Source organism: Aliiglaciecola sp. SL4 (genome assembly GCF_041538045.1).
In the GTDB taxonomy this organism is placed as follows: Bacteria; Pseudomonadota; Gammaproteobacteria; order Enterobacterales; family Alteromonadaceae; genus Aliiglaciecola.
This window is the reverse complement of record NZ_JBGOSE010000003.1, coordinates 165,643-178,014: the sequence shown is the minus strand read 5'-3', so window position 1 is coordinate 178,014 and position 12,372 is coordinate 165,643. Positions and strand designations below refer to the sequence as shown.

The 12,372-nt window shown below is 41.9% G+C and carries 12 protein-coding genes; 11 read left to right on the top strand and 1 reads right to left on the bottom strand.

The genetic code is table 11. The features are described 5' to 3' along the window. The first annotated feature begins 54 nt into the window (after positions 1-54). Genes iscU through fdx form a run of 5 tightly spaced genes read left to right on the top strand, consistent with a single transcriptional unit; the run spans position 55 to position 3,630 of the window. The gene (iscU, locus tag AB6T38_RS06185; protein WP_216048147.1) at positions 55-441 is read left to right on the top strand and encodes a Fe-S cluster assembly scaffold IscU; all 387 of its coding nucleotides are present in this window, start codon (positions 55-57) and stop codon (positions 439-441) included. Between the two features lie 24 nt (positions 442-465). Continuing rightward, a complete protein-coding gene (iscA, locus tag AB6T38_RS06180) occupies positions 466-789 on the top strand; it encodes an iron-sulfur cluster assembly protein IscA (protein WP_348490839.1) in 324 nt (107 codons plus the stop codon). Positions 790-842: 53 nt separating this feature from the next. Beyond that, the gene (hscB, locus tag AB6T38_RS06175) at positions 843-1,370 is read left to right on the top strand and encodes a co-chaperone HscB (RefSeq protein WP_372546469.1); all 528 of its coding nucleotides are present in this window, start codon (positions 843-845) and stop codon (positions 1,368-1,370) included. Positions 1,371-1,416: 46 nt separating this feature from the next. Next, a complete protein-coding gene (hscA, locus tag AB6T38_RS06170) occupies positions 1,417-3,282 on the top strand; it encodes a Fe-S protein assembly chaperone HscA (protein WP_372546468.1) in 1,866 nt (621 codons plus the stop codon). 9 nt (positions 3,283-3,291) lie between these two features. Next, positions 3,292-3,630: an ISC system 2Fe-2S type ferredoxin gene (fdx, locus tag AB6T38_RS06165; protein ID WP_348490844.1), complete on the top strand. Its 339-nt coding sequence runs from the start codon at positions 3,292-3,294 to the stop codon at positions 3,628-3,630. 94 nt (positions 3,631-3,724) lie between these two features. On the opposite strand, the gene AB6T38_RS06160 is transcribed toward fdx, so the two are convergent. After that, a complete protein-coding gene (locus AB6T38_RS06160; protein WP_372546467.1) occupies positions 3,725-5,602 on the bottom strand; it encodes a choice-of-anchor I family protein in 1,878 nt (625 codons plus the stop codon). A gap of 299 nt (positions 5,603-5,901) precedes the next feature. Here AB6T38_RS06160 and ndk point away from each other — a divergent pair, with 299 nt between their 5' ends. The 6 genes from ndk to hisS all read left to right on the top strand — a co-directional run bounded on the left by ndk (position 5,902) and on the right by hisS (position 12,350). Then, on the top strand, positions 5,902-6,333 hold the full coding sequence (gene ndk, locus AB6T38_RS06155; RefSeq protein WP_303470406.1) for a nucleoside-diphosphate kinase: 432 nt from the start codon (positions 5,902-5,904) through the stop codon (positions 6,331-6,333). 105 nt (positions 6,334-6,438) lie between these two features. Continuing rightward, a complete protein-coding gene (locus AB6T38_RS06150) occupies positions 6,439-7,575 on the top strand; it encodes a bifunctional tRNA (adenosine(37)-C2)-methyltransferase TrmG/ribosomal RNA large subunit methyltransferase RlmN (protein ID WP_372546466.1) in 1,137 nt (378 codons plus the stop codon). 67 nt (positions 7,576-7,642) lie between these two features. Next, positions 7,643-8,890, top strand: coding sequence for a type IV pilus biogenesis/stability protein PilW (gene pilW, locus AB6T38_RS06145; protein WP_372546465.1), 1,248 nt, complete (start codon positions 7,643-7,645; stop codon positions 8,888-8,890). Then, the gene (locus AB6T38_RS06140) at positions 8,887-9,822 is read left to right on the top strand and encodes a RodZ domain-containing protein (protein WP_372546464.1); all 936 of its coding nucleotides are present in this window, start codon (positions 8,887-8,889) and stop codon (positions 9,820-9,822) included. The genes pilW and AB6T38_RS06140 overlap by 4 nt, the downstream gene beginning before the upstream one ends. A 14-nt stretch (positions 9,823-9,836) precedes the next feature. After that, positions 9,837-10,955: a flavodoxin-dependent (E)-4-hydroxy-3-methylbut-2-enyl-diphosphate synthase gene (gene ispG, locus AB6T38_RS06135; protein ID WP_348490852.1), complete on the top strand. Its 1,119-nt coding sequence runs from the start codon at positions 9,837-9,839 to the stop codon at positions 10,953-10,955. Positions 10,956-11,069: 114 nt separating this feature from the next. After that, positions 11,070-12,350: a histidine--tRNA ligase gene (hisS, locus tag AB6T38_RS06130; protein WP_372546463.1), complete on the top strand. Its 1,281-nt coding sequence runs from the start codon at positions 11,070-11,072 to the stop codon at positions 12,348-12,350. Positions 12,351-12,372: the final 22 nt, after the last annotated feature.

Below are 12,372 nucleotides of genomic sequence, written 5' to 3'. Positions count from 1 at the left end.
AAACCGTTTAAATTGGAATTAACGCGAGAAATCGTAATTTAAGAGGTAAGTAACATGGCTTACAGTGAAAAAGTAATCGATCATTACGAAAATCCACGCAACGTTGGTGGATTTGATAAAAACGACCCAACTATTGCCACTGGAATGGTGGGCGCGCCTGCTTGTGGTGATGTGATGAAATTGCAACTTAAAGTAGGTGAAAACGGTTTAATCGAAGACGCCAAATTTAAAACTTACGGTTGTGGTTCTGCTATCGCATCAAGCTCATTGGTAACAGAATGGGTTAAAGGTAAGACCTTAGATGAAGCTGTAACCATTAAGAATACAGACATCGCTGAAGAGCTTGCTTTACCGCCGGTAAAAATCCACTGTTCTATTTTAGCGGAAGATGCAATTAAAGCCGCTGTGGAAGATTACAAGTCTAAGCATTCTAAAGCTTAATACACGAAGTGATAGGAGCCAGTTTTGGGAATTAAAGTGTCAGACGCCGCTGCAAAGCGAGCTAGAACATTCTTAGAAAGCCGTGGAAAAGGAGTTGGTTTGCGCCTTGGTGTAAAAACGACAGGTTGTTCCGGCCTCGCTTATGTTTTGGAGTTTGTCGACGAACTAAATGCTGATGATGAAGTATTTGAAGACAATGGTGTTAAAATTATCATTGATGGAAAAAGCTTGGTTTATCTTGACGGTACAGAACTAGACTTCGCGAAAGAAGGGCTTAATGAAGGATTTTTATTCAATAACCCGAATGCGAACGGTGAATGTGGTTGCGGCGAAAGCTTTAATGTTTAGAGCGTTTATTCTCAACTTTTGTACCAATCAATTGATAGAAAGAAAATAAAGCTATGAATTTCTTTACGCTTTTTGGTCTTCCAGAAACATATCATATTGATACCGTTAAATTAGCCAACGTTTATCAATCGTTGGCTAAAGTGACCCACCCAGATAGATTTTCCAATGCGGGTGGTCAAGAAAAACTCATGGCCGTGCAAAAGAATGCACAGGTCAATGACGGCTATCAAATTCTCAAAAATCCTCTATCTCGCGCTGAACATATGTTGGAACTTCGAGGGATTTCGCTGCAACATGAAACCCAAACAATGCAAGATTCAGCATTTTTAATGCAACAAATGGAATGGCGTGAACAATTATCCGAAATCGAAACCGCCGGCGACCCCGAGCAAGTTTTAGAAGCTTTGGATGAAGACGTTGCGATACATACCAAGCAGCATTTTAAGGCGTTACAAGAATTACTCGAGCAACAAACAGACGACGCGAATAATCTAGCCGCAGCTGAAGTCAGAAAACTAAAGTTTTTGAATAAGTTACATAAAGAAATTGAACTGAAAGAAGATGCGTTGTTTGACGATTAGCGCGACTGCGATTCACTAAACATTAAAAAGCGAGTTAGAATCAATTATGGCATTATTGCAAATTGCTGAGCCGGGTCAGGCGGCTGCACCACATCAACGTAAACTAGCCGTTGGAATTGATCTGGGGACCACCAATTCTTTAGTTGCTACTGTACGTAGTGGTTCTGCCGAAACATTACCAGATCAATTAGGACAACACATTTTACCTTCGGTTGTTCAGTATACTAACGATGGAATTGTTGTCGGTGAGCAAGCCAAGCTTTCAGCAAACTTAGACCCAGCCAACACAATAATATCCATCAAGCGTTTGATGGGAAGAAGCTTACAAGATATTCAAAGTCAGTATGCAAATTTACCCTATGAATTTGTCCCTAATAATGATCAGGTATCTATCCAAGTAACTGGCGCGACAGTCAATCCTATCCAAGTTTCAGCGCAAATATTAGCCAATTTAAAAGCCCGTGCCGAAGACTCCTTAGGTGATGAGCTAACAGGGGCAGTGGTAACCGTGCCCGCTTATTTTGATGATGCCCAAAGGCAAGGCACAAAAGACGCTGCACAATTGGCTGGCTTACACGTATTACGATTATTAAATGAACCTACCGCTGCCGCAATCGCCTATGGTTTAGATTCCGGGCAAGAAGGTGTGATTGCCATCTATGATTTAGGTGGCGGTACCTTTGACATTTCTATTTTGCGTTTATCAAAAGGTGTCTTTGAGGTTTTAGCCACTGGTGGTGACACGGCATTAGGTGGTGACGATTTTGACCAACTGTTGTTCGAACATATTTGTCAGCAAGCAAACTTGCCTAAGGATATATCCAAAGGATTAAGACGTCGGTTACTTGATGATGCGAAACAAGCGAAAGAAGCCCTTAGCAACGACTCTGCTGTCGATATTGAATTTAGTGATGATAATGGGGAGTCCCATCAAGTTGTCATAAGTTGTATGACGTTCGAGGCATTAATTGAACCATTGATTAAAAAGTCATTGCGTGCTTGTAAGCGAGCAGTCAAAGATGCAGAAATCGACATCGATGAAGTACTGCAAGTTGTGATGGTCGGAGGCTCAACTCGTGTGCCTATGGTTCGACATAAAGTGGGTGAGTTTTTTGGTAAAACGCCTTTAACCTCCATCGATCCAGACAAAGTTGTTGCCATAGGTGCTGCTATTCAGGCAGATATTTTAGCTGGCAACAAACCTGATAGCGAAATGTTGTTATTAGATGTTTTACCCCTTTCCTTGGGGATAGAAACTATGGGTGGATTGACGGAAAAAATCGTTGCTAGGAATACCACTATACCCGTTGCCAAAGCGCAGGAATTTACTACCTTCAAAGACGGTCAAACGGCGATGATGGTACATGTACTACAAGGAGAGCGAGAGCTAGTTAAAGATTGCCGCTCCTTGGCTAAATTTAACCTAACAGGCATTCCGCCAATGACTGCTGGTGCAGCGCACATTCGGGTAACTTTCCAGGTAGATGCCGATGGTTTACTAAATGTAACTGCCATGGAAAAGTCCACCGGTGTTAAAGCGGAGATTCAAGTTAAACCCTCATACGGTCTCAAAGACGAAGAAGTAGCAGAAATGCTCAAAGATTCAATGCAATATGCCAAACAAGACATGCAAGCTAGAATGCTGAAAGAGCAGCAAGTGGAAGCGACTAGGGTTGCTGAAACTCTGAATAGCGCACTGCAAAAAGACGGTGACGAGCTGCTAAGTGAAGAAGAAAACGCAGCAATTAATAGTGCATTGTCTAATATGCTCAAACTGGCCCAAGGCGAAGATATTGAAGCCATTAAACAGGCCATAGAAAAAGTCGACAGCATTAGTCAAGCATTTGCCGCTAGACGAATGGACAAGTCAATTAATCAAGCACTGACTGGTCATTCAGTTAACGATATTTAAGGAGCAGTAATGCCACAAATTATATTTCTACCCCACGCAGAATTGTGTCCAGATGGCGCCGTTTTAGAAGGCGACAAAGGAACCTCAGTATTAGATGTTGCCCTAAAAAATGGCATTGGAATCGAACATGCTTGTGAAAAAGTTTGTGCATGCACCACTTGCCATGTGCTTATCCGAGAAGGATTAGATTCATTGGGTGAAGCTGATGATCTAGAAGAAGATATGTTAGATAAAGCTTGGGGTCTTGAACCTGAATCTCGTTTAGGCTGTCAGGCTGTTATCCAAGATGAAGATTTGGTTGTAGAAATACCTAAATACACAGTTAATCAGGTGAGTGAAGGGCATTAATTTCACTCGCTAGATTTACAGCAAAAACCCGGAATTCAATTCCGGGTTTTTTCGTTTTAAAGGCTGCCAACGACAGCCATTATTTTTAGGGGCTTTATATTTCAGTGACTTGGTAAACCGTTACTGTTCCACTGACTTCATTGCCAATAATAAGTAAGGCGTTGCCATTTGGACTTTGTTCGGCGGACACAAACTTGATGCTCTCTGGCCCAAGGTCGCCAGATTCGGCTACCTCAGAACAGTCCATGCCTTCGGCTGTATCACATGGATTATCCAAATCGTCGTCTAATTCAAAATCAGTGTCAAAATCACGGTTATTGTAATGGGCAACAAACGCCACGTTGAATGGGTTAGTAACATCGTAGGTGAATAAGTCACCGGAGCGCTCTAAACCAATAAACGCATAAGTACGTCCATTTATTTCGCCTACAGCTATAGCTTCAGGCTCACCACCTTTATCATCGGAGCGATTATCTCCTTTGTTTTCCGTATGGGCGCTATTAAAATCATCACCTAAAATAGCCGCTGAGATTTTTTCAAAGTCATCACCTGAGTCGAAGACTTGATTGACATTTTGGTCCCAAATGGAAAACGAACGACCACCATAAGCATAAAGAGCTTCGTACACACCATCTTGGTTTGCATCACCCAATACTGTGGTGACTTTTAGACGACCTAAACCATCATCTGCACCACTGGCGTCATAGATTGCTTGTAGCTCATCGGATAGCAACATATTCATCTCATCAGGATCAACGATATCTTCTACACGCACTTCTTCAGAGTATTCGTCCCAATCCCGTGAGTCACCTTCATTTGCCGATAAAATAAAAGTCGCACCATTCCATTGGTAACTGGCGATGGTATCGGGTTGGTACATGCCATATAAACCCGCTACGCTGCTGAAACTTGGCATTTCATCTTTGTTAGTGAAGTCTAATTCATATTGGCTCCAATCTTTATACCCTAATGCTTTGACTTCGATGGTCATATCATCTATATCGATAATGCCAATTCCATTCGCTTCTTGTAAGGAAACATAAGCTGTTTTGCCATCGTCGCTTATGGTTATGTACTCGGGCTCTAAATCTTGAGCCACGGTCGTGCCTTCTGGGCTTGAGAACTTGATGCCCTCAGCACTAAGTAGGGCCCTGCGTTTTGCATCGGTATCGAAGTCTTCTTCATCTAAGGTATCATTTGAAAACACCATATCTGTGGATAAATTGATGACGCCAGCCACATCTGCAGGTACTCCATCTGTAATATTAACCACTGAGATACTGCCTTCAGGATCTACTGCATAATCCGTGTCTGGCTCTCCTTCGTTGGCAACGAGGACTAGACTGCCGTCTTCACTGAATGTCACCATGTCCGGCAGCGCGCCTGCTAGAACGGCTTTGATAAAGCTAGCCTGGCCTAGGGCATCTAAGCTATAAAACAATACCGCACCGTTATCTGTTTTAGATTCACCTTCTACTGCAAGAGCCAACATATCGCCGTTGATGGCAACAGAGTTCGCTACACCAAGTGCGATGGTTTGCTCAACCCCGTCAGTATCTTTAACGGTGACACTACTAGGGAAGGTAAAAGCCTGTGAGGTTAAACTGCTATCTGTAATCGGATTGCCTACAGCCGCGGTCGGCAAACTACCTAGGGATATCACTTCAACTTGGTTTAGTGCGGCATTAATGGCAAAGGCGGATTGAGAACTTGCATGGAATTGCACAATTTCTGCCGCACTCTTACCGTATATCTCTTCGCCGCCAGCTGAAAATCTGCCAACTACTTCAATGGCTAATTCTCGGGGTAAGCTTTGACCGTCTAGACCATCAGTGCCATCTATACCAGCGGTACCTTGGGCACCTATTGCGCCATCTTGACCATCTTCCCCATCAAGAGTACATCCACCTAAAGCGGTTACTACCGCCAATGCAACTAGACCTAGTTTTACTTTTTTTAGCTGATCTTTCATTATTATTCCAAGTTAGACATCTGTGTTTAAAATCAGCCGATTACCTTAAGAGTTGGAAATTAAACATTTGCGACATTTGTGTGAAGTAATTGTGACGATTTGCCGCTGGATTGGTCAAATAGTTCTGTTTTGTAAGGCTTTTTAGATGGTTTTTTGCAGCACTGTTGATCTTTTGTTACAGCTCAAATAAAAATATTTAGTCAAATTGTCAGATAAATTAGTCATTGAGGGCAAAGTTTCATATAATCCGCGCGGAAATTTTAGCAAATACTTTTTTATATGTAATCGGAGACCTGTCAATGGCCTTAGAACGTACTTTTTCAATCATTAAACCAGACGCTGTAGCAAAAAATGTTATCGGTGCGATCTATAATCGTTTCGAGTCAGCGGGTTTACGCATCGTTGCTTCAAAAATGGTTCACTTAAGCAAAGAACAAGCAGAAGGTTTTTACGCTGAACATAGTGAGCGTCCTTTCTTTAATGCTTTGGTATCTTTCATGACATCTGGCCCAGTTATGGTTCAGGTTTTAGAAGGTGAGAACGCAGTTTTACGCCATCGTGAAATCATGGGTGCAACTAACCCAGCAGAAGCATTAGCTGGTACTTTACGTGCTGACTATGCTGCTTCTATCGATGAAAATGCAGTTCACGGTTCTGACGCTACAGAATCAGCTGCTCGCGAAATTGCATACTTCTTCTCTGACGAAGAAATCTGCCCACGCACTCGATAAGCTAATCGCTTTATTCAAAAGGGGAGCTTTGCTCCCCTTTTGTCGTAGTAAAGTTAGCTTATAAAATGTACAATCTAGTTAGTTTAAATTGAGGTTATTTGTTTTATGTCTGTAGTCCATCAAGTGGCTAAAACCAATTTGTTAGATTTTAATCGTCAAGGTATGCGAGAGTTTTTTGCGTCCATGGGCGAGAAACCATTTCGTGCCGATCAAATGATGAAATGGATTTATCAGCAAGGTGAAACAGATTTTGAAAAAATGACGAACCTGAATAAGTCCTTGCGGGCGAAATTGATTTCACGCTGTGAAATACGCGCACCAGAAATTGCTTACCAGCAAAATGCCACTGATGGCACTATTAAGTTCGCGTTAAAATTAGAAGGCGGCCAGGAAGTTGAAACGGTTTGGATACCTGATGGTGACCGTGCAACTTTATGCGTATCTTCCCAAGTGGGCTGTGCGTTAGAATGTACATTTTGTTCCACCGCTCAACAAGGTTTCAACCGTAACTTGACCGTGGCTGAGATTATCGGACAAGTTTGGCGGGTAGCGATCACCATAGGTTTATCCAAAGATACGGCTAAACGGCCTATTACTAATGTGGTGATGATGGGCATGGGTGAGCCACTGTTGAATTTAAAACATGTGGTACCAGCAATGGAAATTATGTTAGATGATCTTGGTTTTGGTCTATCTAAACGTAGGGTGACATTAAGTACTTCCGGCGTCGTTCCAGCACTTGATAAATTAGGTGATATGATTGATGTGGCATTAGCCATATCCCTACATGCGCCAACCAATGATTTGCGAGACGAAATAGTACCGGTTAATAAGAAGTATCCCATTGAAGAGTTTTTAGCGGGTGTGAGACGTTATTTGGCGAAGTCGAATGCGAACCAAGGTAAAGTTACCGTGGAGTATGTCATGCTAAATGGCATTAACGACAGTACTGACCAAGCTCACTTGTTAGCTAAAGTGCTGAAAGAAACCCCATGTAAAATTAACCTTATACCCTTTAATCCTTACCCTGGGTCGCCTTATACTTGCTCAAGTAATTCTCGAATTGATCGTTTTGCTAAAGTGTTGATGGAATACGGCATAACTGTGGTGGTTCGCCGCACTCGTGGTGATGATATCGACGCCGCTTGTGGCCAATTAGTCGGAGACGTTGTTGATCGTACTAAGCGCATGTTGAAAAAACAGCAAAAAGGTCAACAAATTTCAGTAAAAATGGCTAACTAGTTGGATTAGTACTTAACAAGCAGTTAGCATAGGTCAATCTACATAATCCCTAACGTAAGTGAGTTATATGCGTAGTTTTTTGATTATCGCAATGATATTTCTCTCCGCTTGTGTAAGCGAGCCTTTGCCAGAAGGTTTTAAAGCAAGTGATGATTTTGATCCAATCGCTGCGGCAAAAAATAGAATTTCATTGGGTTTAACCTACCTGCAAAATGGCAACTTCAGCCAAGCTAAGTTTAATTTAGATAAAGCCCTAAAATTTGCCCCTCGTCTTGCTGATGCGCATTTTAGTATGGCCTATTATTATCAGCAGGTGGGTGAAAATGACTTAGCTGATGAGGCCTACCAAAAAGCCTTAGGGTTTGATCCTAGAAACCCAGATATTGCAAACTCCTACGGTGCATTTTTATGTGAAAATGGCCAGTACGAAGAAGCCAAAACCTATTTTCTGAAAGCCGTTAATAGCACAAACTATATTTCCACTGCAGAAACGTACGAAAACCTAGCTTTGTGTAGTCAGAGCCAAGGAGAAATAGACGATGCTCTTACTTATTTACAAAGCTCATTAAACCATCAACCTTCCCGTGCTAAAACGTTAAAGTTATTAGTTGAATTGCAAATGCAACAACAACAATGGGAAGAGGCTAAACTAAATTTACGTCGCTTGGAGAAAACCTCTAGAGTCACCCCTGATACTTTGTGGATGTCGATTATTATCGAACAGGCGTTAAATAATGATGACGTAGCCAAAGGGTATGGTGACATGTTAATTGGTATGTACCCAGCTCACCCTAATACGGTAAAATATATCCAAAATAGACAAAACTTAGCCAATTTAGTAGCCCCAAAAAAGGTCGCTAAAAAATTGACTCCTGAGACCAGCAAAACAGAAGTTAATCGCAATCAGGATGCGCTTTCAGAGCAACTAAACACTAATCAAAACGTGGAAGTTGACTCTCAAACACAGACGTTAAAAGCAACCACCATGGTGGAGCAAAGCAAACCAGACCCCGTAGTGGAAGATTATCAGGTTGACGATTCTCAGGTCCAAGATGACCTCAAAAAAAGCAAGCAAGTCGAGTCGGAACAAGAGGTTGTAGCACAACTAGAACAACAAGAGTCTTTAGAGACTAACAAAGACACGGTGCAGAAATTCCATATTGTAAGCAAAGGCGAAAATTTATATCGTATTTCTTTGAAGTATAATGTCAAAATGCAGCGCCTGATTGATTGGAATAACCTTTCTGATGGCGCATCTATATACGTAGGAAAAAAGTTGATAGTGATTGACCCCCAAGCGGCAGAAATTAAATGACAGTAGAACAGCAAGAACAACCCGTAAACGTGAAAGGACCTGGTGCGATTCTAAAGGAAGCGCGGGACAAGTTAGGGCTAAAATCTTTGGATATTGCCAATAAATTACACCTAAAAGTGAATATTATTGAATCAATTGAATCAGATGAATACGACCCCAAAATCTCCATGACATTTATTAAGGGGTATTTGAAGTTATATGCAAAACAAGTAAATGTGGATGAACAGGTTATTGTTGAAGCGTTTGCATCTCAAACTGAAATAGAAAAAGAACCCGCTAAATTACAAAGCTTTTCAAAGCGCGTAGCTAAACAAGCCAGTGACGACCGATTAATGTTAATTACTTACGGTATTATCGCTGCGCTATTAGCCTTAGTCGTGATTTGGTGGTTACAGCAAGACTCTACTGATAATACAAATACCGAAACTAATCAGCTTGCAGAGCCAATTGCAGAACAAGTGGCGACAGATATAACAACTGAAGATAACCTGCCCGATAATGGCTTAGAGACTGATCTTTCTGAAGAACCTACAGCCGATGATTTGATCATTAGTGCTCAAATTAGCGAAGAAGTTGATAATGCCTCTGAGCAAAATGAAATCAACGAAGATGATTCTGTTGTGGCTGAACTTGCGCAACAAACTGATGTTGAAATAGCAACGGACGAGCCGCAAAATCCGGCTAACCAAATAGAATTGGTATTTGAATTTTCTGACAATTGCTGGATGAACCTTAAAGATGCGACGGGTGAAGCCATTGCGTATGGTGTTAAAAAGCAAGGTCGGGTGATGACTGTTTCTGGGGTTGCGCCTTTCGAGGTTACATTAGGTGCGCCAAGTGTTGTACAGATTCGTTATGATGGCGTGTTAGTTGATATGTCGCGTTTTGAAGCGGGCAAGTCAGCTAAATTCTCATTGCCATTTGCTTCATAGGTTAAGGTACTTATATGTTTTCTGAATCTCCCATAAAACGTCGTAAATCGACCCGTATTAACGTTGGCAATGTTCCCATTGGAGACGGTGCACCTATTGCGGTGCAATCAATGACTAATACACACACCACAGATGTTGATGCCACAGTTGCACAAATTAATCGTATTGTTGCAGTGGGCGGCGAAATTGTTAGAGTATCGGTTCCTACCATGGATGCGGCTGAAGCATTTAAACTCATCAAAGAACAAGTGAATGTGCCGCTGATTGCCGACATTCATTTTGATTATCGTATTGCCTTAAAAGTGGCTGAATACGGAGTAGATTGCTTACGTATTAATCCTGGTAATATCGGTAGTATGGAGCGTGTTCGTTCCGTGGTCGATTGCGCTAGAGATAAGAATATTCCTATTCGTATTGGTGTAAATGGCGGCTCTTTGGAAAAAGAGTTGCAAGAAAAATATGGAGAACCAACACCAGAAGCACTGGTCGAGTCTGCCATGCGTCATGTGGATATTTTAGACAAGCTGAACTTTGACCAGTTTAAAGTCAGTGTAAAAGCCTCAGATGTATTTTTGGCCGTTGGTGCATATCGCGAGTTAGCGAAAAAGATTGATCAACCTTTGCATTTAGGGATCACCGAGGCGGGCGGATTCCGTTCTGGGGCGGTGAAAAGCTCAGTTGGTTTGGGGATGTTATTAGCCGAGGGAATTGGTGATACCATTCGTATCTCACTGGCGGCAGATCCTATAGAAGAAATAAAAGTTGGTTTCGATATCTTGAAGTCCCTGAGGATCCGTTCTAGGGGCATAAACTTTATTGCTTGTCCAAGTTGCTCACGCCAAGAGTTTGATGTGATTGCTACGGTAAATGCCCTCGAGCAAAGAGTGGAAGATATTTTAACGCCCATGGATGTATCAATTATTGGTTGTGTAGTAAATGGCCCTGGTGAAGCGGAAGTGTCCGATTTAGGGCTAACAGGTGCCCGTAACATGAGTGGTTTTTATTTGGATGGACAACGTCAAAAAGAACGCTTATCAAATGATGATTTAGTTGATCAATTAGAGAAACGAATTAGAGCAAAGGCGTCTCAACTTGACGCCAGTCGAAAAATTGATGTGAAGCAGGTAGGTTAAATATTTTTAGCACTTGTAACACCACTATCAAAGCCCCTATAATACGGGGCTTTTTTATTAGGGTATTGGCAAATTGAGAGCCAATACAGAATCGAATTTCAGAGTACGTATTTAGTGACAAAACAAATTCAAGCAGTTCGCGGGATGAATGATTGCTTACCCGCTGATTCAGGTATTTGGCAATGGGTAGAAAATAAAATTCGCAGTGTTGTTAGCTCATACGGCTATCAAGAGTTGCGCACTCCCATTGTGGAAAGTACCGACTTATTCAAGCGCTCCATCGGTGAAGTAACTGATATCGTTGAAAAAGAGATGTACACTTTTGAAGATCGCAATGGTGACAGCTTAACTCTTCGTCCAGAAAACACCGCAAGTTGTGTTCGTGCGGGCAATCAACATGGTCTTATCTACAACCAACAGCAACGTATTTGGTATATGGGGCCCATGTTCCGACACGAGCGCCCGCAAAAGGGACGTTACCGTCAGTTTCATCAATTTGGTATTGAGACCTTTGGACTTGAAGGCCCAGATATTGATGTTGAAGTGATTCTGCTGAGTGCTCGCCTTTGGAAAGCCTTCGGAATCAGTGACCAAGTTACTTTGGAATTAAATTCATTAGGTTCGAATCAAGCCAGAGCCAATTACCGTGATGCCCTAGTCGAGTACTTAACGGCACGTAAATCTCAGTTAGATGAGGATAGTTTACGCCGTTTGGAGTCAAATCCACTGCGAGTACTAGACAGCAAAAATCCTGATGTTCAGGCGGCTATCAAAGATGCGCCAACCTTACTAGAGTATTTGGATGATGAGTCTAAAGTGCATTTTGAGACCCTGTGCTCGAAGTTAACGGATATGGGAATTGATTATCGAATTAACCCTCGTTTGGTTCGCGGTTTAGATTATTATAACCGTACCGTTTTTGAGTGGGTTACTGACAGTCTAGGTGCACAAGGTACAGTCTGTGCTGGAGGTCGTTACGATGGTTTAATTGAGCAACTAGGTGGTAAACCTAGTTCGGCTGTAGGCTTCGCAATGGGCATTGAGCGACTAGTTTTGATGTTACAAACATTAGAATTAACCTCAGATGTTCCTGATCCCGTTGATATTTATGTGACCGCACTTGGTGATTCTACGGAACTTTACGCCATGAAATTGTCTGAGCAATTGAGAGATTCCTCTCCACAGCTTCGAGTGCAATTACATTGTGGTGGCGGAAACTTAAAAAAACAGATGAAACGCGCTGATAAGAGCGGTGCACCAATAGTGTTAGTGATTGGTGAAAACGAAATGAATGAACATAAAGTAATGGTTAAATATCTTCGTGAAGACATTCCGCAGGTAACAGTAGCCAGTGCTGAATTGGACACAGTTTTAGCTCAATATTTTACAAAATAAGATAAAGTACAATTACCTATTA